A 22,989-nucleotide genomic window follows, 5' to 3' on the forward strand; every position below is an offset into this window, starting at 1 on the left:
GGACGCCAAGCGACCGGCCACAGTGACGGCAACGCGCCACGGCCGTGGCCGAACAATCGACCGAGGGGGGGAATGGACATGCAGCCGACCGATCGGCGTCGCCTGGGCGCGACCGACGTGGAGGTCACTGCGCTCGGCTTCGGCGCGGCGCCGCTGGGCAGCGTCTACGAGGTGCTCGACGAGGACGTCTGCCGGGCGACCGTGCAGCGCGCCTACGACCTCGGCGTCCGGCTCTACGACACCGCTCCGCTCTACGGCCATGGGCTCAGCGAGCTGCGCCTCGGCGCCGTGCTGCGGCAGAAGCCGCGCGACAGCTTCGTGCTGTCGACCAAGATCGGCCGCTATCTGGCGCCGGGCGAGCCGGGCAAGATCGACATGGGCCAGTGGCAGCACAGCATCGGCTTCGCCACGGTCTACGACTACAGCTACGACGGCGCGTTCCGCGAGGTCGAGCAGTCGATGATGCGCCTCGGCATCCCGCGCATCGACGTGCTGCTGATCCACGACGTCGACGTCTGGACTCACGGCGACGGCTACGAACAGCGCTACCGCGAGGCGATGGAGGGCTCGTACCGGGCGGCGCGCAAGATGCGCGACGACGGCACGGTCCGCGCCATCGGCGTCGGCGTCAACGAGGCCGACGTCTGCGCCCGCTTCGCCCGCGACGGCGACTTCGACTGCTTCCTGCTTGCCGGCCGCTACACGCTGCTGGAGCAGGGCGCGCTCGACGACTTCCTGCCGCTGTGCGTCGAGAAGAACATCGGCATCATGCTGGGCGGCCCCTACAACTCCGGCATCCTGGCCACCGGCGCGATCCCCGGCGCCAAGTACAACTACGTCGACGCCACGCCCGAGATTCTCGATCGGGTCAGCCGCATCCAGGCGGTCTGCCAGCGCCACGGCGTGCCGCTGGCCGCGGCGGCGCTGCAGTTCCCGCTCGCCCATCCGGCGATGTCGGCGCTGATTCCAGGCGCCGTCACGCCCTACGAGGTGCAGCGCAACGCCAACCTGATGGCGTTCCCGATCCCTGCCGACCTGTGGGCCGAACTGAAGCACGAAGGCCTGGTGCGGGCCGACGCGCCGGTGCCGGGCTGAGCGAAGGCTTTCGGTCGCCGTTGCGAGGCTAAGAACGGCGCGGAACGACGAAAATCGGCGACACTCTGGGGAGGGAGGAAAGGATGGCGGTCGATCTTGCCACACGCAAGGAAGTGAAGACCAACGACGGCGTCACGCTGCGCTACATCGAGGCGGGCAGCGGGCGGCCGCTGGTGATGATTCCCGGCTGGTCGCAGACCGCGGCCGTGTTTCCGCGAGAACATTCCGGCGCTGGCCCAGGCGGCGCGGGTGCTGGCGGTCGACATGCGCGGCCACGGCGAATCCGACAAGCCGGACCACGGCTACAAGATCGCGCGCCTGGCGACCGACCTGCACGACATGCTGACCGCGCTCGACCTGGAGGACGTGGTGCTGCTCGGCCACTCGATGGGCAGCTCGATCGCCTGGTGCTACCATGAGCTGTTCGGCTATGGCCGCGTCTCCGGCCTGGTCGTGGTCGACCAGGCGCCCTGCGCCATCGCCAAGCCGGGCTGGACCGCCCAGCAGATCAGGGACTACGGCGTGCTGTTCCCGACGCCGGAGGGCGCCTACCAGCTTTACGCCACGCTGACCAGCCCGACCGCCGAGGCCGACACGCCGGCCTTCTTGCGGCGCATGTTCACCGCCGGCTTCGACCCGGCGACCTTCGACTTCATCGTCGGCCAGAATCTGAAGATGCCGCGGCAATATGCGGCCGACCTGCAATTCAACCACCTGCACAACGACTGGCGCGACGCCATCGGCCGCATCCGCGTGCCGACGCTGGTGGTCGGCGGCACCGTCTCGATCTTCACCGCCGAATCGCAGCGCTGGATCGCTGCCCAGATCCCCGGCGCCACCGCCGACATCTACGAGGAGGCCGACGGCGGCGGGCACTTCATGTTCATCGAGAACCCGCAGCGCTTCAACGCCAGCGTGGTGAAGTTCCTGGCCGGATAGCGCGCCGCGGCGCGCTCAGCCGGCGCGCAGCACGCGCAGGCTGGCGCACAGGCCGCCCTCGGGCCGGTTGGTCAGCGTCAGGCTGCCGCCGTGACCCGCGGCCAGCGCCCGGGCGATGGCAAGGCCGAGGCCGGCGCCGCCGCTCGATCGGCCGCGCGACGGCTCCATCCGTTCGAACGGCGCCATCACCCGTTCCAGGTCGGCCTCGGGAATGCCGGGGCCGTCGTCGTCGACCGCGATCGTCCAGGCGTCCGCCTCCGGGATCGCGGCGACGCGCGCGTTGCCGCCATAGCGCAGCGCGTTCTCGACCAGGTTGGCGAGGATGCGGCGCAGCGCCAGCGGCTCGATCCGTGCCAGCGCGCCCTGCGGACGCGCGCCGGCCAGCGCGACCGGCTGGCCGAGCTCGACGCGGGCCGCGATCAGCGCATCGAGCTCGGCGCCGAGGTCGCAGCATGCGTCGGGGTCGCCGTGGCCGCTGCTGGTCCGGGCGAATAGCAGGGTGTCGGCGACCAGCGTCTCCATCTCGTCGATGTCGCGCTCGGCCCGTGCCCGCTGGTCGTCGTCGGCGATGAACTCGGTGCGCAGCCGCATCCGGGTCAGATAGGTGCGCAGGTCGTGGGTGGTGGCGGCCAGCAGCCGGGTGCGCTCGTCGACCAGCGAGCGGATGCGCGCCTGCATCTGGTTCAGCGCGTGGGCCAGCTGGCGCAGCTCGCGCGGCCCCTTCTCCTCCAGCGCCGGCGCGTCGAGCCGGTCGGCCAGGCCGCGGGCATGGTCGGCCAGCCGCGCGATCGGGCGCGCGGTGCGGCGGACGGCGAAATACAGGCCGACGATCACCAGCACGCCGGCGACGCCGGTCAGCGCCAGCCCGCGGGCGAGAAAGGCGTCGAACAGCGCGCCGCGCGCCGGCTCCAGCACCAGGTAGCCGCCGGCGTCGAGACCGATGAACAGGCGCGCCGGCACCATCTCGGCATCGTCGCCGCCGGCGGCGGCGCGATCCGCCGCGCCGCGGCGGCGCAGCTCGACGCGCAGGTCGCGGCCGGCGAGCGTCGGAATAGTCGGCGAGGAAATCGGCGATCGCGGCGGACAGCAGCCCGGGCTCGTCCAGCGCCGGCAGCTGCGCGACCGCCGAGACCGACAGCGCGCGCGAGTTGAGCGCGTCCAGCAGCAGCGGCCGTCCGACCGGGGGTCGCCTCGTACAGCGTCACGATCGCCGCCGCCTGGCGGGCGAGCGGATAGCGGTAAAGCTCAGCCCGCTCGCGGCCGAACGGCGCGAACAGCGCCAGCGCCATCGCCAGGTTGAACAGCACGAAGCCGATCAGCAGCAGCGCCGCCAGCCGCACGAACAGGGTGTTGGCCAGCGGTCCCATCTCAGCGCCGCTGCACCGTCGCCGCGAACAGGTAGCCGCCGTTGCGCACGGTGCGGATCAGCTGCGGCGCGGCCGGGTCGTCGCCCAGCTTGCGGCGCAGTCGCGACAGGGCGACGTCGACCGAGCGGTCCATCGGCGTGGCGTCGCGGCCCTTGGTCCAGTCCATCAGGAAATCGCGGCTGAGCACACGCTGCGGGTGGGTGACCAGGGCGAGCAGCAGCTCGTAGTCGCCGGCCGACAGCTCGACCGCGGCACCGGCCGGGTCGGTCAGGCTGCGCGCGGCGCTGTTGAAGGTCCAGCCGGCGAAGTCGTAGATCTCGCCCGTCGGCGTCCGCTCGTCGCCGGCCGGCGCGGTCCGGCGCAGCACGGCGCGGGCGCGGGCGATCAGCTCGCGCGGGTGGAACGGCTTCGGCAGATAGTCGTCGGCGCCGATCTCCAGCCCGACGATGCGGTCGATGTCCTCGCCGCGCGCGGTGACCAGGATGATCGGCGGGCCGTTCGCCGCCGCCAGCCGCCGGCAGACCGAGAGCCCGTCCTCGCCCGGCATCATCACGTCGAGCACGATCAGCGCCGGGCGGCGCCGGGCCAGCAGGGCGTCCAACTCTGCGGCGTTGGCGCAGGCGGCCACGTCGAACCCCTCGCGCGCGAACAGCGCGGCGGAAAGGGCGCGGATCTCCGGGTCGTCCTCGACGACGGCGACGAGCGGCGTGGCGGTCATGGCGGCCATCCTAGGCTCCGGTCGATTGCGTGTCCGTTTGGGCGCGTAACGCTGTGTAACGCCGGGGGCGCGCGCTGCAACACGATCTTACGCAACGAGACGGCGGCGACATCGGCCGCTTGCATCCGCCGCCTAGCTTGGGTCCATCGGGCCGGCGCGGGGCCGCCCGCCGACGATGGGAGATGATCATGAAAGTCGCCGCCTTCACCGCCGCACTGTTCGTGGCCATGACCGCGACCGCCTTCGACGCCCAGGCCGACGGCCGGCTGTCGGGCTGGCGCCAGAACGGCGCGGGCGGCATCAGCGCCGGCACGATCCACAACTGGACCGGGCCGAACGGCGGCCAGCTGTTCGGCGGGCGCGGCTTCGCCACCGACGGCCAGGGCGGCGGCGTGTTCGGCAGCCGCGGCTGCGCCACCGGCAACGGCGGCTGGGCCTGCCGCGCCGGCGGCACCGCCTTCGACGGCAACGGCAACGTCACCCATGGCAGCGGATTCGCCGCCCAGGGGCCGAACGGCGGCTGGATCGCGAGCCAGGGCGGCTTCACCCGCAACGCCGCCGGTGGCTGGGCCGGCGGCCGTACGACAACGTTGTCAGGGGCCAACGGCAGCTATGTCGGGTCGAGCAGCTACAGCTCGGACGGCGGCTACGTTCACACCGGCACCTGCTACGATGTCGCCGGCAACGTGGTGGCCTGTCCGCGCCGCTGACCGCCACCCTCCCCCCGGAGGCAGGGATGCCGCGGCCGTCGGCGCGCGGTCCGGCATCCCGATCCGCACAGGAGTACCAGATGAGAGTTGCAGCGATGCTCGGCCTGCTGCTGGCCGGCGCCAGTGCCGCCGCAGTGGCCCAGCCCTTCGGCGAGGGCCGCCTGCTCGACGGCATGGCCGCGGCCGACGCCGATGGCGACGGCTTCGTCACCCGGCAGGAGGTGATTGCGTTCCGCATGGACGCCTTCGGCCGCTTCGACCGCAACGGCGACGGCTATGTCGACAGCGGCGACCTGCCGGCAGCGGCTGCGGCGCGCGGCCAGCGGCTGGCGGAGATGATCGCGCTGTTCGATGCCGACGGCGACGGGCGGATCAGCGCCGAAGAGCTCGCCAAGGGCCCGACGCCGCTGTTCGACCGCATCGATGCCGACGGCGACGATCGCGTCTCCGGCGACGAACTGGCGGCAGCGCAGGCCGCGCTGGCGGCGCGCAGGTGAGGCTGCGGTGCAGGGGCTCGCGCAATATCCGGCGCTGCTGCTGCTGTTTCTCGGCCTGATCCTGGCCGAGATGGCGTGGCGGCTGTGGCCGGCGCGCCGCGGCTACGACTTCCGCGCGGCCGCCGCGACGCTGGGCGTGGCCGTCATCGGCGCGGTGCTGAAGGCGCCGGGCGCGGCCGTCGTCGCCGCCGCCTTCGCCGGCGTCGCCGCCCTTGCGCCGCACACCCTGCCGGCCGACGACTGGCGGGTCTGGGCGGGCGGCTTTCTGCTGGTCGAGTTCGCCTACTACTGGTTCCACCGGTTCAGCCACCGCGTGCGCTGGCTGTGGGCGACCCATGCGGTCCACCACACGCCGGAGGAGTTCACCCTGCTGGCGGCGGCGCGGCTGGGCTGGACCAATGTGCTGTCCGGCGGCTGGCTGCTGTACCTGCCGCTGGTCGCGGCCGGTTTCCCGCCGACGGTGATCGCGGCGCTGATCGGCGCCAACCTGTCGTACCAGTTCCTGCTGCACACCGAGGCGGTGGGCCGGCTGGGACCGCTGGAATGGGTGCTGAACACGCCGTCGCACCACCGGGTGCACCACGCCTCGAACCCGGCCTATCTGGACCGCAACTACGGTGGCGTGCTGATCGTGTTCGACCGGCTGTTCGGCACGTTCCAGGCGGAGCTGCCGGCAGAGCGGCCGCGCTACGGCCTGGTCCACGGCCAGCGCTCGCGCAACCCGGTGGTCATCGCCCTGCACGAGTGGCGCAACCTGATCGGCGATGCGGTGCGCGCCCGCTCGCCGCGCCAGGTCGCCGCGACGTTGTTCGGCCCGCCGCGCTGACCCGGCGGCTGCCGGGTCAGATCATCAGGACGGGCATCACCCACCAGGGTGCGCCGCTGACCAGGCCGAGCAACACGGGCAGTGCGATCGTCAGCGTGAACATGGGTGTCCCTCCGTCAGCAGCGTTAGGCACCGCCAATCGGGCGATTCTGGGACTTGCCGCATCGGCCCGCAAGGGTGGGGCACGTTTCGGCGGCGCGATCATTAACTGACATAAATCCGTAACATTTCTGTTGTCGCCACTGATCTAGATGTCCACTCTGGTTCTCCCCCGGCGGGGCCGCACCGCGGCACCGCGACGGGCAACACGACGGACAGCCTGCAGCAGCAGGCGATCAGGGGAGAACGCATATGTCGATTCGCACCGTCCTTGCAGCCTCGGCCGCGCTCGCGGCGCTCGGCGCCACCGCCGCGCACGCCGAGTACGACCAGTTCACCAGCAGCTGGTACACCGACGCCGAGGCCCGCATCGCGGATATCGCCTCGCGGCCGTTGAATACCAGCCAGGCCAAGAACGTGATCATCTTCCTGGCCGACGGCATGAGCGTGCCGACGATCACGGCGGCCCGGATCATGGAGGGCCAGCTGGCCGGCGGCAGCGGCGAGGAGAACTATCTGTTCTTCGAGACCTTCCCCTATTCGTCGCTGGTCAAGACCTACAATACCGATGCGCAGATCCCCGATCTGGGCAGGGACCGCGACGGCCTTCCTGACCGGCGCCAAGACCTACGCCGGCGCGATCGGCATCGCGGAGAACGGTGCGCTGAGCGACTGCGGCGCCAGCCTGGGCAACGAGCTGCTCGATCCTCGACATGGCCGAGATGGCCGGCATGGCGACCGGCGTGGTTTCCACCGCCCGCATCACCCACGCCACCCCGGCGTCGGCCTATGCCAAGTCGGCCGACCGCGACTGGGAGGACGACAAGGACATGGAGGCGGCCGACATCGCGATGGGCTGCAAGGACATCGCGGCGCAGCTGATCGACTATCCCTATGGCGACGGCATCGAGGTCGCGCTCGGCGGCGGGCGCCGCAGCTTCCTGCCGGCCGATGTGGCCGACCCTGAGGACGAGGGCAAGACCGGCGAGCGGCAGGACGGCCGCAACCTGACCGAGGAGTGGCTGGCGAAGTATCCGAACTCGGCCTTCGTGTGGAACCAGGAAGGCTTCGCCGCACTCGACCTGGCCGCCACCGACCACCTGCTCGGCTTGTTCAACGGCTCGCACATGCAGTACGAGGCCGACCGCGCGGCGGACACCGGCGGCGAGCCGTCGCTGACCGACATGACCCTGGCCGCGATCGAAATCCTGTCCCGCGACGAGGACGGCTTCTTTATGCTGGTCGAGGGCGGACGCGTCGACCACGCCCATCACGAGGGCAACGCCTATCGCGCGCTGACCGATGCGGTCGAGTTCGACCGCGCGATCCGGGCGGCTTCCGAAGTGCTGGACATGAACGAGACGCTGATCGTCGTCACCGCCGACCACAGCCACGTGTTCACCATCGCCGGCTATGCCGACCGCGGTAACCCGATCCTCGGCCTGTCGATGAACGGCGGCGTGCCGGCCCTGGCCGACGACGGCCTGCCGTACACGACGGTCGGCTACTGGGACGGTCCCGGCGCAGTGCCGGCCGGCGAAACCCGCGCCGACCTGACCAACGTGCGACACCACCGACCCGGACTACGTGCAGCAGGCGCTGGTGCCGTTCAGCTTCGGAGACCCACGGCGGCGACGACGTGGCGGTGTTTGCGTCGGGACCGTGGGCGCACCTGTTCCAGACCACCCAGGAACAGAGCTTCGTGTACCACGTGATGGCGCACGCGCTGAACCTGCGCGAGCGCGCCGGCCGCTGAGGCCGAACGATCCGGCCGCCGGGCGCGTCGGTGCGGCGCGCCCGGCTCCGAAGACAGTTGTACGGGCGCGTCGGTGCGGCGCGCCCGGCTCCGAAGACAGTTGTACGGGCGCGTCGATGCGACGGCGCCCGCGCCGAAACGGTTGACCGGGCGCATCCGCCGCCCGATCTATGCGGGAAGTCCCGCAACTGGCACGAGGATCGCACGATGCTGTCCTGTCGCTCGGCCCCGACCGGCCTCACCGCCCTGCCTCTGGTCGCCGCCCTGCCGCGACCGTCCTTCGCCACGCCCGAGCTGAAGATCCGCACATCTATGTCGGCGGCGGCGAGTCTCGCCCGAGGCGCAGAGCCTGGTCGGCGAGGAGTCATCATCCCCGGCTTCATGGCGCCGCCGCTGAAACCGGATGCCGCGTTCTTCGTGCTGACCCGGCGCCCGATGGCGGTGTGCCCGTTCTGCGACAACGAGGCCGACTGGCCGCGCGACATCGTGCTGGTCAAGCTCGACGGCGCGATCGAATGGCTGCCGTTCAACGTCGCGATCGCGGCGCGCGGGGTGCTGGAGCTCGGCACCGAGATCGATGAGGACACCGGATTCGTCAGCCGCGTCCGCCTGGTCGAGGCCGAGGTCGCGGTGGTCTAGCCAGCCTGCGCCGGCCCGATCGGCGCAGTCATCCAGCCGTCATCGAACTGCCATCGCATGGCAATGGGCCGGTGTTAGGCCTGCATCTCCCTCCCACACAACAAGGCGAGAGAGACTCTGATGCGCATGCGTTTCGCACTGACCGCCGGCGCGGCTTCCGGCGCGCTGCTACGATGACCGGCACCGGGCTGGCACAGACCCTGCCGGTGAGCGACCCCTATTTCCAGCAGGGCCGCGACATGCTGCTGGCCACCTCGCGCAGCGTCGAACACCAACCGGGCACGCAACGTGATCCTGTTCGTCGGCGACGGCTTCGGCGTGTCGACCCTGACCGCGACCCGCATCTTCGAGGGCCAGTCGCAGGGCCTGGACGGCGATCCTACGAGCTGCCAACCGACCTGTTCCCTATGCGGCGCTGTCGCGCAACTACTCGCATGACGGCCAGGTCTCCGACAGCGCGCCGACCGCGACCGCGATGATGACCGGAGTCAAGGCGCGCAACGACGTGATCGGCGTGACCGCCGACGTCGATGTCGGCGACTGCGCCGCCGCGCTGGCCCACTCGGTGCCGACCCTGCTGGAACTGGCGGAAATCGGCGGGCGGTCGACCGGCGTGGTCTCCACCGCGCGCATCACCCACGCGACGCCGGCCGCGACCTATGCTCACACGCCGGTGCGCGACTGGGAAGCCGACAGCGAGCATGCCGCCTGAGGCGATCGCGGCTGGCTGCATCGACATCGCCAGCCAGCTGGTCGGCCTGCCCTATGGCGACGGCATCGACGTGGTGCTGGGCGGCGGCCGCGCGATGTTCATCGCCGAGACCGCCGACCCCGAGGACGAGGGCAAGACAGCGACCGCACCGACGGCGCGATCTGACCGCCGAGTGGGTCGACGCCGGCGGTGCCTATGTCTCGAACATGGCGCAGTTCGCGGCGCTTGATCCGCATGGCGGCGGAGCGCGTGCTCGGCCTGTTCAACCGCTCGCACATGACCTATGAGGCCGACCGCGCCACCGACGCTGGCGGCGAGCCTTCGATCGCCGAGATGACCGCCTTCGCCATCGAGAAGCTGAGCCAGAACCTGGACGGCTTCTTCCGGATGGTCGAGGGCGGGCGCGTCGACCACGCCAGCCACGAGGGCAACGCCTATCGCACGCTGACCGACGCGGTGGCGTTCGAGGACGCGATCCGCACGGCGGTCGGCATGGTCGACCTGGACGAGACGCTGATCGTGGTGACGGCGGATCACAGCCACACGCTGACGATCAACGGCTATCCGGAGCGCGGCAACCCGATCCTGGGCCTGGCGGCATTCCATGGCGAGTTGCTGCTCGGCGACGACGGCCTGCCTTACACCACGCTGAGCTTCGCCAACGGTCCCGGCGCGGTGCAGGGCGGGGCGCGCGCCGACCTGACCGCGTCGACACCGACCCGGACTTCGTCCAGCAGGCCCTGGTGCCGATGTCGTCGGAGACCCACACCGGCGAGGACGTCTCGATCCATGCGATCGGGCCGTGGGCGCACCTGTTCCAGGGCGTGGTCGAGCAGAACTACATCTTCCACGTCATGGACTTCGCCAGCGGCATCAGCGGTCGTGCACTGAGCAACTGATCCGGCGGGGCCGGTCGAGTGCGTCTGCGCCGCGGCCGGCCGCCGCATCGCCTGAGGCGCCGGGCCGGTTCGCGCTGGCGCCCGGAACGTGGTAGAGGGCAATCGGTTGCCGCCGCCGAGGCGGCTGTGGTCCGGATCGCGGAAGCCGATGTTCAACCCCGGCCGATTGCGCTGAACGATCTGCGGCAGAACCGTGCCGGCGCGTTCGCCATCGTGGCGCTGGTGGCACTGGCGGTGGCGCTGGGCGTCGCGGTGTCGGCGCAGGAGCGGGCGCTGCGCGAGGGCAGCGCGCGGCGGCCGACGCGTTCGACCTGCTGATCGGCGCACCGGGCAGCGAAACCCAGGCTGGTGCTGACCTCGGTCTACCTGCAGCCGGCTTCGCTCGACCTGATCGACGGCACGATCCTCGACGACCTGGCTACCGCGGACGGAGTCGCCTTTGCCGCACCGCTCGGCTTCGGCGACAGCTACCAGGGCCGGCAGATCGTCGGTACCACCGCGGATTTCGTGCGTCACCTCGCCGGCGGGGACCTGGCCGAGGGCGCGATGTTCGCCGCTGCCGGCGAGGCGGTGGTCGGCGCGGACGTGCCGCTAGCGCTCGACACCGCGTTCGTGCCGACCCACGGCCAGATCGCGCTGGAGGACGACGAGGACGAGCACGAGGGCGTCGCCTATCGGGTCGCCGGCCGGCTGCCGCCGCTGGGCACGCCCTGGGACCGGGCGATCCTGATCCCGATCGAGACCGTCTGGGCCACCCACGGCCTGCCCACCGGCCATGCGCCGAGCGAGGCGGAGATCGAGGCGATGCTGGCGGCGCCCGGCGCGGCGCATGCGGACGAGGACGAGGACCACGAGGCAGATGCGCACGAGGGCGAGGAAGACCATGTCCATGCCGATCTCGACCATGCCGCGCTGGCCGCGATCGGGCCGCCCTGGGACCGCGCCTTCCTGCCGGGTGTGCCCGCCATCGTGGTCGAGCCGGCGGACATCGGCGCCGCCTACCAGCTGCGCCAGCGCTACCGCAGCGACGACCGCACCATGGCGGTGTTCCCGGCCGAGGTGCTGATCCAGCTCTATGGCGTGCTCGGCGACGTACGCGACCTGCTCGCCTGGATTTCGATCCTGACCCAGGTGCTGGTGATCGGTGCGGTGCTGCTGGCGATCATGGCGACGATGGCGCAGAAGCGCCGGCTGGTTGGCGTGCTGCGCGCGCTCGGCGCCTCGCGCGGCTATGTGGTCGCGGTCGCCTGGATCAACGTCAGCCTGTTGATCGCGGTCGGCGCCGCGATCGGTCTCGGCATCGGCTGGGGCGCGGCACTGCTGCTGTCGTCGATCCTGGAGGCCGAGACCGCGATGCGCCTGCCGGTGGCGCTGACCTGGCAGGAGGTCGGCCTGGTCGCGATCCTGATCGGCATCGGCCTGGTGCTGGCCGTGATTCCCTCGCTCCGGCTGTATCGCCAGCCGGTCGCCGGCGCGCTGAAGGGTTAGCCGGTGACGGCGGACAGCTTAGGGCTGAGCGGACAGCCACTGGCCGAGATAGCTGCGCATGCTGGGGCTGTCCCAGGTGCTCATGCCGCCGATTGTCTCCAGGATCCGGCCGTCGGCGTCCAGGATCACCGTGGTCGGATAGGACTGCACGTGGAAGGCGGCGGCGATGAGCCCGGCGCGGTCGACAAAGGAATCGAGCGCGGTCACGCCCAGCCGCTCGTGCAGGAACTTGTTGACGATGTCGGGCAGCGACGGCTCGGCGGCGACCAGCAGCACCGCGCCGCCCTGCGGCCGCAGCCAGGCGTCGAGGCCGGCCAGCGAGGGCAGCTCCTCGCGGCACGGGCCGCACCAGGTCGCCCAGATGTTGAGCACCAGCGGCTGCGGGCCGAGCACGCTGTCCAGCGTCACCACCGCGCCGTCCGGCGCGACCATGCGCGGGCCGGCGGACTCCGGGGCTTCGGCGCGCGCCGCACCCGCTCCGGCCAGTGCCAGCGCCAGGGCCGCCAGTATCGTGCGCACGTGTCGGTCTCCCTTTGGGCTGCTGCCGCCATCATGACTCAATGCCGGCAATGTGGCGAGGCGATGGCTGCCCGTCGCTGCGGCGGTCGGTCATGAACGGGGCGACGCCTGTGCCGGGCGGGTTGGAGCTGGCGGCCGCGGACGTGCGGCTGACCTACGGCCGTTCCATCCAGGCCGTCGCGCTCGACACGCTGGCGATCCGGGCGGGCGAGAAAATCGGCCTGGTCGGCCCGTCAGGCGCCGGCAAGACCTCGCTGCTCTATGTGTTGTCCGGCATCGAGCGGCCGCAGCAGGGCCGGGTGGCCTGGGACGCGGTCGACCTGGTCGGGCTGGGCGAGGGCGCGCGCGACCGCTGGCGCCGCGACCATGCCGGCTTCGTGTTCCAGGATTTCCACCTGATCGCCGGCATGACCCCGCTGCGCAACGTGCTGGCGGTGACCAGCTTCGGCCAGTGGCGGCCGAGCGCGGAGCAACGCGACCGCGCCCGCACTCTGCTGGCCCACTTCAACGCGCCGGACGACGGCCGCCCGGTGGAGCGGCTGTCGCGCGGCGAGCAGCAGCGCGTCGCGCTCGCCCGTGCGCTGGTCAACCGGCCGCGCGTGCTGTTCGCCGACGAGCCCACCGCCAGCCTCGACGCCGACAACGCCGCCCTGGTCGCCGACCAGCTGGTGGCGGCTTCGGCGGCGTTCGGCTGCACGCTGGTCTGCGTCAGCCACGATGCCGTCGTCACCCAGCGGATGGACCGGCTGGTCAGGATGGAGAACGGGCGCGTCGTCGCCTGACCGGCGGATCCTCGTCGCTGGTGGCGCAGGCGACCGCCCGGTCGATCCAGCCGGCCAGCGCCGCGTCGCCGGCGAAGCCCGCCGGGGCGACCGTGATCATCGACAGCATCGGCTTGCCGACGAAGTCGCAATAGCGCGCATGCGGTTCCGTCGCCGCCTGCGCCGCGCCGCGCTTGCCCAGCCGCAGCATCAGCTCGCTGCCGGCCACCCCGCAGGCCATCCGGCCGGCGACCATGAAGCACAGGCCGCCGAACATTCGCTTTTCCTCGACATCGCCGCGGGCGGCCAGGTGGCTGCGGATGCGCGAGGCGAGATCCTGATCGAACGCCATCGCCCTACATGTCCGGCATCTCGTCGGCCGACGGCATGGTGGCGAAGGCCGGCAGCGCGGGGTCGATGCGGTCCCACGACGGGCCGCGGCTGGTGTAGACCACCATCGCTGGCTTGAACGCCTCCGGGTCGTCCAGGCTCGACGGCCGGACGAACACGACGCCGGCATAGCCGGCGTTGCGCGAGAGCACCGGCGCACCGCAGGTCGGGCAGAATCCGCGGCTGACGATGTTCCCGCTGTCCGCCGCCTTGTCGTAGTAGCGCAGCGTGCCGGACATGCGGAACGCGGCTTCCGGCACGATCATATGGCTGGAATGGCCGGTGCCGCTGACCCGACGGCAGTCGGTGCACTGGCAATGGCCGCCGCCGCCCTGGGTATCGGCCTCGTAACGGACGGCGCCGCAGAGGCACCCGCCGGTCATCGACATCGCTTCCTCCGTAAGAGAGTTCTTTCGCACCGATGGTTAGACAGAACGATTGCATGTTGCAAGTGAATTGGCGATAGAGACCAGCATGCCAGCAGAACCGACCGGCCGGCGATCCGGCTGCCCGATCAGCTTCGCGCTCGACGTCCTCGGCGACCGCTGGACGCTGCTGGTGCTGCGCGACGTGCTGATCAAGGGCCGCAGCCGCTTCGGCGAGCTGCGCGCGGCCGAGGAGGGCATCGCCAGCAACATCCTGGCCGACCGGCTGAAGCGGCTGGTGCGGGCGGGCATTTTGGTGCGCCGGCCCGACCCGCAGGATCGCCGCCGCGTGGTCTATGGCGCGACGCCGAAGGGCGCCGGCCTGATTCCGGTGCTGCTGGAACTGGCCGCCTGGGGCGCCACCCACGATGCCGGCACCGCCGCACCGGCCGGCTTCGTCGCCGCGTTCCGCGCCGACCGCGACGCCATGATCGCGCGCTTGGTCGATGCCGTACGGCGGTGACCGCCCGCTTTAGCGGCGCTATGCGACCTGCATCCCGAGATAGCCGGCGTAGGCCGCCAGGAACAAGGCGCCGGTGCGGCGCCCGAGGCGCCGAAACGACAGCGCGACGACGACCAGCAGTGCGGTGGCGGCGAGCATCGCCCAGAGGTCGCGCTGCACGATCTCGGGCGGAATGACCAGCGGCTCGACCAGCGCGGTCGCGCCGAGGATGCCCAGCACGTTGAAAACATTGCTGCCCAGCACGTTGCCCAGCGCGATATCGCCCTGCCTGCGCAGGCCGGCGATGACCGACGTCACCAGTTCGGGTAGCGAGGTTCCCACGGCGACCACGGTGAGCCCGATGATCGTGTCGCTGACCCCGACCTCCGCCGCCAGGGCGACGGCGCCGTCGACCAGCAGGCGCGCGCCGAGGATGGTCAGGGCGATTCCGCCGACGGCGAGAAGGACGCAAACGGCGACGTTGTCCAGCAGGGTTCGCGGCTGCTCCGTCGTCGCGGCGGGCGGCGATACGGCCGCGCCGAGGCGCCGCCGCTCGCTGGCATAGGTGCCGGCGACATAGGCCGCCAGCGCCAGCAGGAACACGATCCCGGTGACGCGGGTCAGCGTGCCGTAGGCGCAGGCGATCGCGCAGGCGATGGCGGCGATCACCACCACAGTTGCGTCGCGCCGGAACGCGGCCGGTTCGCAGGCGATCGGCGTCAGCACCGCCGCCAGGCCCAGGATCAGCAGGATGTTGGCGATGTTGGAGCCGACGACGTTGCCCACCGCGATGCCGGGCGAACCGAGCAGGGCGGCCTCGACGCTGGTGACCAGTTCCGGCATGGAGGTGCCGAAGCCGACCAGCGTCAGCCCGATCAGCAACGGCGAAAGCCCGGCACGGCGGGCAAGCGCGGCGGCGCCGCGCACCAGCGCGTCGCCCCCGGCCACGAGCAGGACCAGCCCGCCCAGCAGCGACAGAACCATCGAGGCCCCTCTGAGGGATGGCACGGCCGTGCGGGCCGCCGCCGAGCTAAGATGGTGTCGGGACCGCGGTTGCGAAAGGGGGGCTCAGGCCAGGCAGCGGCCGATGGCGGCCTCGTTCCAGCGGATGCCGGCCCCGGGCTGGTCGTCGGCGTGGGCGTGGCCGTCGGCCACCCGCGGCGGGCTGGCGACGACGGCGGCGGCGAGGTCGAACCATTCCAGCATGTGCGCCGTCGGCGTCGACGCCAGCAGGTGGGCGGAGATCTCGACGAACAGGTGGCTCGACACCGGCATTTGCCGCGCCTCGGCCAGCGCCGCCGCCGCCATCCAGCCGGTGACCCCGCCGATCTTCATGACGTCGGGCATGGCGTGGTCGCAGGCCTGCGCGTCCAGCGCGTGACGCATGTCGGGCAGGCCCCACCAGTTCTCGCCGGTCTGCACCGGCGTGGCGATCGCGGCGCGCACCGCGGCATGGCCGGCATGGTCCTCGGCCTTGACCGGCTCCTCGATCCATGCCAGCCCCTCCGCGTCCAGCACCCGCATACGCTCGGTCGCCTCCGGCGCCAGGAAGGCCTGGTTGAAATCGGCGGCAACCCAGCAGTCGGCGCCGGCCACCTTGCGGATCGCGTGCACCACGGCGGCGTCGTCACGCGGATCGGGCCGGCCGGCCTTGATCTTGAACGCGCGGAACCCGGCCGCCAGCGACGCCTCGACGTCGCGGGCGGTGTCGTCCGGGTCCATCATGCCCAGGCTGTCGTAGACCCGGACCGGGCGCGGCGCGCCGCCCAGCAGGCGCGACAGCGGCAGGCCGGCCAGCTTGGCATGCGCGTCCCACAGCGCCATGTCGACGGCGTTGATGGCGATGCCGAGCAGCCCCTGCAGGCCGAACAGCCGGAAGCGCGCGTGCAGCATCGCCGTGACCGCGGCGGGGGCGACCGCGGCACCGGTCACCAGCGCCTCCAGTTCCTGCAGCAGGGCCGCCGTCGGCGCCAGCATCGCCGGGGCGTAGACGAAGACATAGGACGCGCCGGTCACGCCGGCATCGGTCTCCACGTCCAGCAGCACCAGCGACGCAACCTCGATCAGGCCGGAGGCCGAACGATGCGGCTTGGCCAGCGGCGCCTTGACCGGGCGAATGCGAAAGGCGGTCACCTTGGGTGGCGCACTCAGGCTCATGACAGTCCCTTTCCGTGCCGGTCGGCCCGCACGCGCAAGCGGCCCGGACCGGGATGGCGTGGCTGGCTGTGGCGCGGCGGCATCAGCGCCGCGCGGCGAAGAAGTCCCGCAGCAGCTCGCCGCAGGCGCGCTCCATCACGCCGCCGATGACCTCCGGCCGATGGTTGCAGGTCGGCTGGTCGAAGATGCGCGCGCCGTGGTCGACCCCGCCGCCCTTCGGGTCGAAGGCGCCGAAATAGAGCCGCCGGATGCGGGCCAGCGCGATCGCCTGGGCGCACATCGGGCAGGGCTCCAGCGTCACATAGAGGTCGCAGCCGGTCAGCCGCTTCGCGCCCAGCGCGGCGGCACCGGCCCGGATCGCCAGCATTTCGGCGTGCGCGGTCGGATCGCCGTCGCGCTCGACCCGGTTGCCGGCAGTGGCGATTACCGTGCCGCTGTCGGTGTCGACCAGCACCGCGCCGATCGGCGCGTCGCCGCCCGCCGCCGCCGCACGGGCGGCTTCGAGCGCCTGCGCCATCGGGCGCATCCGCGGCGCGTTCATGCGCCGTAACTGGACAGGACCGGGGCGCCGTGCCATCTCGGCCGCACGGCCATGGAATCGCGCGTCGGCGCCTGCCCCGATTTCGCCATCATCGGCCGATGGTGTAGCCTTCGCGGCAGCGGCCGTCGAGGCCGGCGGGCGGACCGACACAGCAATCGGCGAGGCAAGGGATGAATCACCACAGGGCCGGCAGGGCCATCTTGATGACCGCGATGCTGGGCGGCCTCGCCGCATGCCAGACCGCCGCCTCGTCGCAGGAGCCGGTCGCCGGCGGCACCGTCGCCACCGCGCCGGCCGCGGAACAGCCGCCCGCCGCGCCGGTGCTGCCCGCGCAGACCTTCGTGGCGTGGCTCGAGGACTTCAAGGTGGAGGCGCGGGCCGCCGGGATCACCGACGCCACCCTCGACGCGGCCTTCGCCGGCGTCGAGCCGAACCCGCGGGTGGTCGAGCTCGACACCTCGCAGCCGGAGTTCACCCGCCAGATCTGGGACTATCTCGACAGCGCGGTCAGCGAGGCGCGGGTCGCGCGCGGGCGCGAGCTCTATGCGCAATATGCCGAGCCACTGGCCGTGATCTCCGCCCGCTATGGCGTGCAGCCGCAATATGTGGTGGCGATCTGGGGCATCGAGAGCAACTTCGGCGCCAATTTCGGCGACTTCAGCGTGATCCGCTCGCTCGCCACCCTGGCCTGGGAGGGCCGGCGCGCCGACTTCTTCCGCCGGCACCTGCTGGCGGCGCTGCAGATCCTGCAGTCGGGCGACATCTCCCCCGACCGGATGCTCGGCTCATGGGCCGGCGCGATGGGCCATACCCAGTTCATGCCGACCGCCTATCTGCAATACGCCACCGACTATGACGGCGACGGCCGGCGCGACATCTGGGGCTCGTCGACCGACGCGCTCGCCTCCACCGCCAACTATCTCGACGACAAGGGCTGGGTCGACGGCGAGCGCTGGGGCCGCGAGGTCGGGCTGCCGGCGAATTTCGATTACGGCCTGGCCGACGGCGACGGCCGCCGCTCGCTGGCGGACTGGGCCGCGATGGGGGTTCTGGCCGCCGACGGCGGCGCGCTGCCGGTCGCCGACCTGCAGGCCGCACTGATCGTGCCGGCCGGCGCCCGCGGCCCGGCCTTCCTGGTCTACGAGAATTTCGACGTCATCCGCGCCTACAACAACGCCGTCGCCTATGCGCTGGCCGTCGGCCATCTCGGCGACCGCATCGCCGGCGGCGGTCCGTTCCTGGGCAACTGGCCGCGCGACCTGGCGGCGTTGAGCCGCGACGAGAGCTTCGCGCTGCAGCAGTTGCTGACCGACCTGGGCTACGACCTCGGTACCGTCGACGGCATCATCGGCCCGGCGACGCGCACCGCGCTGCGCCGCTTCCAGGCCGACCAGGGCCTGGTCGCCGACGGCTTCCCGACGCCGGAGATGCTGGCGCTGCTTCGTCAGGTCGCCGGAGCCTGAGGCTGCGGCTGCCAGGAAGAGCGAGCCCTTTGTGCGGCCGCCGGTGCAAGTCGGTTCGGCTCAGGTCGGGGCAAAAACGACGTCGAACGTGATCGTGCGCAGATCGGAGTGCACGCCGTCCTCATCGAACGACAGGTAGTGCGTCTCGATCGAGTGGACCATGTCCGCCACGAACGAGTCGCGGTTGAGGTAGCCGAAGACGCCGAAATTCGGGTCGAACACGCAGACCAGCTTCGACGGCGCGCGCTTGGCCAGCAGGCCGAGCACGTGGGCTGCGCGCGATGCCTTGCCGGCCCGCAGGACCCAATCGTAGCTGAGGAAGAACAGCGTCCGGTTGCCGGCGCCGGCGGGCAGGTCGGGCCGCGATCCGTTCACGTTGTCGTAGATGCGGCCGAAATAGGTCCGCAGCTTCGAGCCGACGCCCTGCACGTTCCACAGCGTCAGCGGCTCGGTCACCGGGTGCCTGAAGCTGGCCAGCCCGTAGTTCTCGAGGGTCAGTTCCCCGCCGCGGTCGACGTCCCCTGTCTGCTGATTGCGCATCTGGTACAGGCTCTGGGTCACCATCGCGCTCAGGTTCGTCGGCGCATAATGCGCATTGTCGAATATCCATCCGCGCGCCCACTGGACGACCGCGCCGAAGCACACGCCCGCGTCGGCGAAATCGGCCGAGCCCCGGTCGGTGCTCATTCCGGTCGACAGCACGGCATCGCCCGTGCCTCGCCCCTGAACCACGCCGCGTGGGTACGGCGAACCCGGACGTCGCGGCACGGATGCAACTCCTCATGGCGCACTGTCGGCGCAGACAATGGTGTGATTGGCCCATTCGTACCAGCATGCCGACGCGACGGGCAAGCGCGCCGATTTCACGCGGCGGCCGAACGCTGACGGTGGCTCCCCGCCGGCCGATTGCCGCGGAACGGCGTGGATATCGTGCTCGTCTTGACGCCGGTGGCGCCTGATGTCCGGCCTTACTTCGGCGCCATCCGGATCGCGCCGTCGAGCCGGATGGTCTCGCCGTTGATCAGCATGTTGTCGGCGATGTGCATCACCAGGCGGGCATATTCGTCGGGCCGGCCCAGGCGCGACGGGAACGGGATCTGGGCGGCCAGGCTGGCCTGGACCTCCGCCGACAGGCCGGCCATCATCGGCGTCTCCATGATGCCCGGCGCAATGGTCACCACCCGCACCCCGAACCTGGCCAGTTCGCGCGCCGCCGGCAGGGTCATGCCGACGATCCCGCCCTTCGAGGCGCTGTAGGCGCACTGGCCGATCTGGCCGTCGAACGCCGCGACCGAGGCGGTGTTGACCACCAGCCCGCGTTCGCCGTCGGCAAGCGGCTCCAGCCCGACCATGTCGGCCGCTGCCAGCCGCAGCATGTTGAAGCTGCCGGTCAGGTTGACGGCGATGGTCTTTGCGAACAGGCCGAAGTCGTGCGGCCCGTCGCGGCCGACCAGCCGGCCGCCGGTGGCGATGCCGGCGCAATTGACCAGCACGCGGGCGGGGCCGTGCGCGGCGCGCGCCTGCGCCACCGCCGCCTCGGCCGACGCCGGGTCGGACACGTCGCAGGCCAGCGCGATGCCGCCGATCTCCGCCGCCACCGCCTCGGCGCCGGCGAGGTTGACGTCGAGCAGCGCCACCTTGGCGCCGGCCCGCGCCAGGTGGCGACCGGTCTCCGCCCCCATGCCCGAGCCGCCGCCGGTGACGAGCGCGGCGATGCCAAGAACGTCCATCGCGTTAACCTTTCCTGGTGAATCCGGGCCGCGATTCGCGGCGCGCCGGCTGTGTAGCAGCCGCGCGACCCGCCGACCAGATCGCCGCAGCCGGCGCCGTCGGAAAAATGCCCAGCCGCCGCCGCTTTTGCGCCCGAAACGGGCACCACATGGCCAACTGTTACCGGGCGTTTACAGGCCGTCCTATTGCCAATCGGCACGGGTCAATCCAATATTGTGACACGTCAGCGACGGGCTGTTTGGACTAATCCGGTTAACCATTGGGCAGTCGCCTTTGGGGGCAATGATGACGACCGAACAGGCACCCGCCGCCGCGAAGGCGGCGAAGAAGCACTGGACTCCGGACGATATTCCCTGGGCGGCGTTTGACGCCGGCAAGGTCGACCCGGACATCCTGCGCATCATCAAGGCCGCATCGCTGGTCGAATACAACGGCAACGACTATGCGGAATATCTGTGCGGGGTTTTCCACGACGATCCCGCCTTCCAGGAGGCCGCCCGGCAGTGGGCGGTCGAGGAGATCCAGCACGGCGCGGTGCTGGGCCGTTGGGCGCAGATGGCCGACCCCGACTTCGACCTCGAGGCGGCGCGACGCCGGTTCACCGAGGGGTTCCGGGTCAATATCGATGCGACCGAATCCGTGCGCGGCTCGCGCAGCGGCGAGCTGATCGCCCGCTGCATGGTCGAGACCGGCACCTCGTCCTACTACACCGCACTGCGGGCGGCGACCGACGAGCCGGTGCTGCGCGAGATCTGCCGCAACATCGCAGCCGACGAGCTGCGTCACTGGAAGCTGTTCTACACGCACCTCAAGCGCTATCTGGACACCGAGCAGATCGGCTTCTGGCGCCGGCTGGCGATTGCGGTCGGCCGGGCGCGCGAGACCGAGGACGACGAGTTGAGCTTCGCCTTTTACGTGGCCAACGGCGACATCAAGGAGCCGTATGACCGCAAGAAGAGCTACCGCGCCTATGTGCGGCGCGCGGCGCGCTTCTACCAGCCGGAGACGGTGGAGCGGGCGGTGGCCATGACGTTCAAGGCCGTCGGCCTGAAGCCGCACAGCCGGCTCAACCTGATGACCTCTAAGGTCGCCTCGTGGCAGGCGCGGCGCATCGCCAACAAGCCCGACCTGTACGACTCGATCGCGGCCTGAACCGCCGCCCCTTTCGACCCGAACTTCCGGGCCGCGAACGCAGGTTCGCGGCCCGATGCGTTTGGAGCGTCGGCAGGTGCCGTCTCAGTAGCCCAGCGCGGTTTTCCAGTGCTGGCCGACCGGGCCGGCCAGGATCACCGAACCGATCGACAGGTAGCAGATGATTTGCGACCAGTCGCGCAGCACATAGTCGTGGGTCATGTCCGCCGGGTCGGCGTTGCGCTTCTCCAGCCGCGCGATCGCATTGGGCTGGACACCGCAGCTGTTGGCTACCACACCGCCCAATCCGTGGAATTGCCAGCCGTTCTGCAGCCGGATCGCGAACAGCGATCCGGAACAGGTGTAGGCGGCGGGGTTGGCCGGTGGCGGTGCGCCGTGCAGGCCTGCGATGCCGGTCTCGACGGTCAGTTCGATATTGCCGCTATGCGGATAGGCGCCGTAATTGCAGCCGACGCTGCCGCCGGCCCGTACCGTCACCGGCGCCACGCCGAGCCCAGCGACGGCATAGTAGAATTCGTTGGCCGGAATCTCGACCAGGTCGCGTCGGGCCTGCGGCGCGACGCACATCGGCATGCCGCGGCCGTCGGTGGATGCCTGCGACGTGCCGGCGGGGCACACGCAGCGTCCGGTTGATGCATCATAGACGCTGCCGAAGTCGCAGGCGGCGCATTCGGGCTGGTTGTAGTAGGCGTCGCCGACCCTGATCGTGCCGCCGACGCACTGGCACTGGCTGCCGCCGGCGTTGGGCGCGCTGTTGGGCGGGCAGGGGACGCAGCCGCCGCCGGACTGCTGCGAGCCGACGAAGACCTCGTTGGCCGCGCACTGGCTCGCCGGCGGCGTCACCACGGCAAGCTGGCTCTGGCACAGCGCGACGGCGATGCCGTTGATCGTCCGGCTGCCGACCGCGCTCTCGCCCGGCGGGCAGACGCACGACCCGCCGTTGCCGGCGACCGCCAGGCCCATGCCGCCGCAGTCGACGCAGACCGCGCCGTTGGTCGCCGATCCCGGCGGACACTCCAGGCTGGCGACCGGCGGCTGCGGCGGCGGGTCGCTGGCCACGTTCAGCCGCATCACCGACGAGGCGCGGTCGCCGGGAAAGCCGAGCGCGTCGACGCTCGGTGCCGAGGCGAAGGCGTCCAGCGGCGGGCCGTTGCCGGACTGGAAGCCGTCGTCGCGGAAGATGCGCCAGGCGCCGGCCAATACCTGGAACGAGTTGAGCCGGTTGTCGAACTCGACCGCGTCGAGGTCGGGGGCGTTGCCGGTCAGCACGCGATAGACGCCCTGGAAGTTGTTTTGGTCGTACAGCACGATGGCGGCGCCCGGCCCGGGCGCCGGCTGGACCAGCTGGACGGAATCCATCAGGTCGGGCGGCATGGCGGCAGCCGGGCCGGTGCCCATGGTGACGCAGCCGCCGGGCCCGAGGGTGACCGGCGGGCCGTTGGCCGACTGGAAGTTGTCGTCGCGGTAGAAGGTCCAGGTGCCGGCGACGACCAGGACCGAGGCGGCGTCGTTGCCGAACTCGACCCGGTCGAGGTCGGCCTCGCTGTCGATCAGCGTGCGCTGCGGACCGGCGCAGTTGGCGTTGTCGAAGAGAACGACCTCGCTGCCGAGCGCCGGCGTCGCGGCGAACAGGGCGAGGACGCCAAGCAGGGGTGCGCGCATG

Annotated in this window: 29 protein-coding genes and 3 pseudogenes; 19 read left to right on the forward strand and 13 right to left on the reverse strand. The window is 71.2% G+C overall.

Going from position 1 to position 22,989, the window contains the following annotated elements:
• Nucleotides 1–78: 78 nt before the first annotated feature.
• Both R3F55_14550 and R3F55_14555 read left to right on the forward strand, forming a co-directional pair.
• A complete protein-coding gene (locus R3F55_14550) occupies nt 79–1,095 on the forward strand; it encodes an aldo/keto reductase (protein MEZ5668630.1) in 1,017 nt (338 codons plus the stop codon).
• Between the two features lie 222 nt (nt 1,096–1,317).
• A complete protein-coding gene (locus R3F55_14555) occupies nt 1,318–2,034 on the forward strand; it encodes an alpha/beta hydrolase (protein ID MEZ5668631.1) in 717 nt (238 codons plus the stop codon).
• A gap of 15 nt (nt 2,035–2,049) precedes the next feature.
• On the opposite strand, the gene R3F55_14560 is transcribed toward R3F55_14555, so the two are convergent.
• From R3F55_14560 to R3F55_14570, 3 genes are read right to left on the reverse strand one after another with little or no spacing between them, the layout of a single operon-like run.
• Complete coding sequence (locus tag R3F55_14560) at nt 2,050–2,997, reverse strand: ATP-binding protein (GenBank protein MEZ5668632.1); 948 nt, start codon at nt 2,995–2,997, stop codon at nt 2,050–2,052.
• The gene (locus R3F55_14565) at nt 2,889–3,401 is read right to left on the reverse strand and encodes a hypothetical protein (protein ID MEZ5668633.1); all 513 of its coding nucleotides are present in this window, start codon (nt 3,399–3,401) and stop codon (nt 2,889–2,891) included. Before R3F55_14565 ends, R3F55_14560 begins: the two co-directional genes overlap by 109 nt.
• Before the next feature lies 1 nt (nt 3,402).
• Entirely contained in the window at nt 3,403–4,119 is a 717-nt protein-coding gene (locus R3F55_14570) for a response regulator (protein MEZ5668634.1), read from the reverse strand.
• A gap of 188 nt (nt 4,120–4,307) precedes the next feature.
• Between R3F55_14570 and R3F55_14575 the strand changes: the two genes are divergently transcribed.
• The 3 genes from R3F55_14575 to R3F55_14585 all read left to right on the forward strand — a co-directional run bounded on the left by R3F55_14575 (nt 4,308) and on the right by R3F55_14585 (nt 6,152).
• Complete coding sequence (locus tag R3F55_14575; protein MEZ5668635.1) at nt 4,308–4,829, forward strand: hypothetical protein; 522 nt, start codon at nt 4,308–4,310, stop codon at nt 4,827–4,829.
• Between the two features lie 80 nt (nt 4,830–4,909).
• On the forward strand, nt 4,910–5,326 hold the full coding sequence (locus R3F55_14580) for an EF-hand domain-containing protein (protein ID MEZ5668636.1): 417 nt from the start codon (nt 4,910–4,912) through the stop codon (nt 5,324–5,326).
• A 7-nt stretch (nt 5,327–5,333) separates the two neighbouring features.
• Nucleotides 5,334–6,152, forward strand: a complete 819-nt coding sequence (locus R3F55_14585) for a sterol desaturase family protein (protein ID MEZ5668637.1) — start codon at nt 5,334–5,336, stop codon at nt 6,150–6,152.
• 335 nt (nt 6,153–6,487) lie between these two features.
• Here R3F55_14585 and R3F55_14590 read toward each other — a convergent pair whose 3' ends face one another.
• Nucleotides 6,488–6,727 carry a hypothetical protein gene (locus tag R3F55_14590; protein ID MEZ5668638.1) on the reverse strand — a complete coding sequence of 80 codons (240 nt, stop codon included), beginning with the start codon at nt 6,725–6,727 and terminating at the stop codon, nt 6,488–6,490.
• Here R3F55_14590 and R3F55_14595 point away from each other — a divergent pair.
• From R3F55_14595 to R3F55_14640, 10 genes and pseudogenes are all read left to right on the forward strand, one after another.
• Nucleotides 6,693–6,776: pseudogene (locus tag R3F55_14595) on the forward strand (hypothetical protein). The gene R3F55_14590 and the pseudogene R3F55_14595 sit on opposite strands and share 35 nt — an antisense overlap.
• A gap of 206 nt (nt 6,777–6,982) precedes the next feature.
• A pseudogene (locus tag R3F55_14600) lies at nt 6,983–7,750 on the forward strand (alkaline phosphatase).
• Between the two features lie 146 nt (nt 7,751–7,896).
• Complete coding sequence (locus tag R3F55_14605) at nt 7,897–8,007, forward strand: hypothetical protein (GenBank protein ID MEZ5668639.1); 111 nt, start codon at nt 7,897–7,899, stop codon at nt 8,005–8,007.
• A gap of 207 nt (nt 8,008–8,214) precedes the next feature.
• A complete protein-coding gene (locus tag R3F55_14610; protein MEZ5668640.1) occupies nt 8,215–8,646 on the forward strand; it encodes a hypothetical protein in 432 nt (143 codons plus the stop codon).
• 288 nt (nt 8,647–8,934) lie between these two features.
• A complete protein-coding gene (locus tag R3F55_14615; protein ID MEZ5668641.1) occupies nt 8,935–9,084 on the forward strand; it encodes an alkaline phosphatase in 150 nt (49 codons plus the stop codon).
• Complete coding sequence (locus R3F55_14620) at nt 9,062–9,358, forward strand: alkaline phosphatase (GenBank protein MEZ5668642.1); 297 nt, start codon at nt 9,062–9,064, stop codon at nt 9,356–9,358. The genes R3F55_14615 and R3F55_14620 overlap by 23 nt, the downstream gene beginning before the upstream one ends.
• Nucleotides 9,348–9,587: a hypothetical protein gene (locus R3F55_14625; GenBank protein ID MEZ5668643.1), complete on the forward strand. Its 240-nt coding sequence runs from the start codon at nt 9,348–9,350 to the stop codon at nt 9,585–9,587. The genes R3F55_14620 and R3F55_14625 overlap by 11 nt, the downstream gene beginning before the upstream one ends.
• Before the next feature lie 47 nt (nt 9,588–9,634).
• Nucleotides 9,635–10,257 (forward strand): annotated as a pseudogene (locus tag R3F55_14630) (alkaline phosphatase).
• A gap of 126 nt (nt 10,258–10,383) precedes the next feature.
• A complete protein-coding gene (locus R3F55_14635) occupies nt 10,384–10,575 on the forward strand; it encodes a hypothetical protein (GenBank protein ID MEZ5668644.1) in 192 nt (63 codons plus the stop codon).
• Nucleotides 10,576–10,605: 30 nt separating this feature from the next.
• Nucleotides 10,606–11,745 carry an ABC transporter permease gene (locus tag R3F55_14640; GenBank protein ID MEZ5668645.1) on the forward strand — a complete coding sequence of 380 codons (1,140 nt, stop codon included), beginning with the start codon at nt 10,606–10,608 and terminating at the stop codon, nt 11,743–11,745.
• Nucleotides 11,746–11,763: 18 nt separating this feature from the next.
• Here R3F55_14640 and R3F55_14645 read toward each other — a convergent pair whose 3' ends face one another.
• Nucleotides 11,764–12,264, reverse strand: coding sequence for a TlpA disulfide reductase family protein (locus tag R3F55_14645; protein ID MEZ5668646.1), 501 nt, complete (start codon nt 12,262–12,264; stop codon nt 11,764–11,766).
• 92 nt (nt 12,265–12,356) lie between these two features.
• On the opposite strand from R3F55_14645, the gene R3F55_14650 reads away from it, so the two are divergent.
• Nucleotides 12,357–13,046 (forward strand): ATP-binding cassette domain-containing protein, encoded by a 690-nt coding sequence (locus R3F55_14650; protein MEZ5668647.1) that lies wholly within the window; start codon nt 12,357–12,359, stop codon nt 13,044–13,046.
• On the opposite strand, the gene R3F55_14655 is transcribed toward R3F55_14650, so the two are convergent.
• Together R3F55_14655 and R3F55_14660 are read right to left on the reverse strand one after the other, a co-directional pair.
• Nucleotides 13,015–13,377, reverse strand: a complete 363-nt coding sequence (locus tag R3F55_14655) for a TfoX/Sxy family protein (protein MEZ5668648.1) — start codon at nt 13,375–13,377, stop codon at nt 13,015–13,017. The two genes, R3F55_14650 and R3F55_14655, sit on opposite strands and share 32 nt — an antisense overlap.
• 4 nt (nt 13,378–13,381) lie before the next feature.
• On the reverse strand, nt 13,382–13,798 hold the full coding sequence (locus R3F55_14660; protein ID MEZ5668649.1) for a GFA family protein: 417 nt from the start codon (nt 13,796–13,798) through the stop codon (nt 13,382–13,384).
• Nucleotides 13,799–13,889: 91 nt separating this feature from the next.
• Between R3F55_14660 and R3F55_14665 the strand changes: the two genes are divergently transcribed.
• Nucleotides 13,890–14,303 carry a helix-turn-helix domain-containing protein gene (locus R3F55_14665; GenBank protein ID MEZ5668650.1) on the forward strand — a complete coding sequence of 138 codons (414 nt, stop codon included), beginning with the start codon at nt 13,890–13,892 and terminating at the stop codon, nt 14,301–14,303.
• Between the two features lie 18 nt (nt 14,304–14,321).
• On the opposite strand, the gene R3F55_14670 is transcribed toward R3F55_14665, so the two are convergent.
• The 3 genes from R3F55_14670 to R3F55_14680 all read right to left on the reverse strand — a co-directional run bounded on the left by R3F55_14670 (nt 14,322) and on the right by R3F55_14680 (nt 16,956).
• Complete coding sequence (locus R3F55_14670) at nt 14,322–15,266, reverse strand: calcium/sodium antiporter (GenBank protein ID MEZ5668651.1); 945 nt, start codon at nt 15,264–15,266, stop codon at nt 14,322–14,324.
• Nucleotides 15,267–15,350: 84 nt separating this feature from the next.
• Complete coding sequence (locus R3F55_14675; protein ID MEZ5668652.1) at nt 15,351–16,439, reverse strand: enolase C-terminal domain-like protein; 1,089 nt, start codon at nt 16,437–16,439, stop codon at nt 15,351–15,353.
• Nucleotides 16,440–16,521: 82 nt separating this feature from the next.
• The gene (locus R3F55_14680; protein ID MEZ5668653.1) at nt 16,522–16,956 is read right to left on the reverse strand and encodes a nucleoside deaminase; all 435 of its coding nucleotides are present in this window, start codon (nt 16,954–16,956) and stop codon (nt 16,522–16,524) included.
• A 227-nt stretch (nt 16,957–17,183) separates the two neighbouring features.
• On the opposite strand from R3F55_14680, the gene R3F55_14685 reads away from it, so the two are divergent.
• Entirely contained in the window at nt 17,184–18,443 is a 1,260-nt protein-coding gene (locus R3F55_14685) for a lytic murein transglycosylase (protein ID MEZ5668654.1), read from the forward strand.
• Nucleotides 18,444–18,503: 60 nt separating this feature from the next.
• On the opposite strand, the gene R3F55_14690 is transcribed toward R3F55_14685, so the two are convergent.
• A complete protein-coding gene (locus R3F55_14690) occupies nt 18,504–19,211 on the reverse strand; it encodes a hypothetical protein (protein MEZ5668655.1) in 708 nt (235 codons plus the stop codon).
• Between the two features lie 200 nt (nt 19,212–19,411).
• Nucleotides 19,412–20,173, reverse strand: coding sequence for an SDR family NAD(P)-dependent oxidoreductase (locus R3F55_14695; protein ID MEZ5668656.1), 762 nt, complete (start codon nt 20,171–20,173; stop codon nt 19,412–19,414).
• A gap of 286 nt (nt 20,174–20,459) precedes the next feature.
• Here R3F55_14695 and R3F55_14700 point away from each other — a divergent pair, with 286 nt between their 5' ends.
• A complete protein-coding gene (locus tag R3F55_14700; protein MEZ5668657.1) occupies nt 20,460–21,326 on the forward strand; it encodes a ferritin-like domain-containing protein in 867 nt (288 codons plus the stop codon).
• A gap of 84 nt (nt 21,327–21,410) precedes the next feature.
• Here the strand turns inward: R3F55_14700 and R3F55_14705 are convergent, their stop codons facing one another.
• Nucleotides 21,411–22,988 carry a beta/gamma crystallin-related protein gene (locus R3F55_14705; GenBank protein MEZ5668658.1) on the reverse strand — a complete coding sequence of 526 codons (1,578 nt, stop codon included), beginning with the start codon at nt 22,986–22,988 and terminating at the stop codon, nt 21,411–21,413.
• Between the last annotated feature and the right edge of the window lies 1 nt (nt 22,989).

It is taken from the genome of Alphaproteobacteria bacterium (assembly GCA_041396705.1).
In the GTDB taxonomy this organism is placed as follows: domain Bacteria; phylum Pseudomonadota; class Alphaproteobacteria; order CALKHQ01; family CALKHQ01; genus CALKHQ01.

Bases quoted from the DNA above. Each gene is read 5' to 3' on its own strand.
- R3F55_14550 (MEZ5668630.1), top strand. From the start codon at position 79: ATGCAGCCGACCGATCGGCGTCGCCTGGGCGCGACCGACGTGGAGGTC.
- R3F55_14580 (MEZ5668636.1), top strand. From the start codon at position 4,910: ATGAGAGTTGCAGCGATGCTCGGCCTGCTGCTGGCCGGCGCCAGTGCC.
- R3F55_14675 (MEZ5668652.1), bottom strand. From the start codon at position 16,439: ATGAGCCTGAGTGCGCCACCCAAGGTGACCGCCTTTCGCATTCGCCCG.
- R3F55_14670 (MEZ5668651.1), bottom strand. From the start codon at position 15,266: ATGGTTCTGTCGCTGCTGGGCGGGCTGGTCCTGCTCGTGGCCGGGGGC.
- R3F55_14695 (MEZ5668656.1), bottom strand. From the start codon at position 20,173: ATGGACGTTCTTGGCATCGCCGCGCTCGTCACCGGCGGCGGCTCGGGC.
- R3F55_14590 (MEZ5668638.1), bottom strand. From the start codon at position 6,727: ATGATCCGGGCCGCCGTGATCGTCGGCACGCTCATGCCGTCGGCCAGG.
- R3F55_14570 (MEZ5668634.1), bottom strand. From the start codon at position 4,119: ATGACCGCCACGCCGCTCGTCGCCGTCGTCGAGGACGACCCGGAGATC.
- R3F55_14685 (MEZ5668654.1), top strand. From the start codon at position 17,184: ATGACCGCGATGCTGGGCGGCCTCGCCGCATGCCAGACCGCCGCCTCG.
- R3F55_14660 (MEZ5668649.1), bottom strand. From the start codon at position 13,798: ATGACCGGCGGGTGCCTCTGCGGCGCCGTCCGTTACGAGGCCGATACC.
- R3F55_14700 (MEZ5668657.1), top strand. From the start codon at position 20,460: ATGACGACCGAACAGGCACCCGCCGCCGCGAAGGCGGCGAAGAAGCAC.
- R3F55_14680 (MEZ5668653.1), bottom strand. From the start codon at position 16,956: ATGGCGCAGGCGCTCGAAGCCGCCCGTGCGGCGGCGGCGGGCGGCGAC.
- R3F55_14625 (MEZ5668643.1), top strand. From the start codon at position 9,348: ATGCCGCCTGAGGCGATCGCGGCTGGCTGCATCGACATCGCCAGCCAG.
- R3F55_14575 (MEZ5668635.1), top strand. From the start codon at position 4,308: ATGAAAGTCGCCGCCTTCACCGCCGCACTGTTCGTGGCCATGACCGCG.
- R3F55_14665 (MEZ5668650.1), top strand. From the start codon at position 13,890: ATGCCAGCAGAACCGACCGGCCGGCGATCCGGCTGCCCGATCAGCTTC.
- R3F55_14565 (MEZ5668633.1), bottom strand. From the start codon at position 3,401: ATGGGACCGCTGGCCAACACCCTGTTCGTGCGGCTGGCGGCGCTGCTG.
- R3F55_14560 (MEZ5668632.1), bottom strand. From the start codon at position 2,997: ATGGTGCCGGCGCGCCTGTTCATCGGTCTCGACGCCGGCGGCTACCTG.
- R3F55_14650 (MEZ5668647.1), top strand. From the start codon at position 12,357: ATGAACGGGGCGACGCCTGTGCCGGGCGGGTTGGAGCTGGCGGCCGCG.
- R3F55_14705 (MEZ5668658.1), bottom strand. From the start codon at position 22,988: ATGCGCGCACCCCTGCTTGGCGTCCTCGCCCTGTTCGCCGCGACGCCG.
- R3F55_14655 (MEZ5668648.1), bottom strand. From the start codon at position 13,377: ATGGCGTTCGATCAGGATCTCGCCTCGCGCATCCGCAGCCACCTGGCC.
- R3F55_14610 (MEZ5668640.1), top strand. From the start codon at position 8,215: ATGCTGTCCTGTCGCTCGGCCCCGACCGGCCTCACCGCCCTGCCTCTG.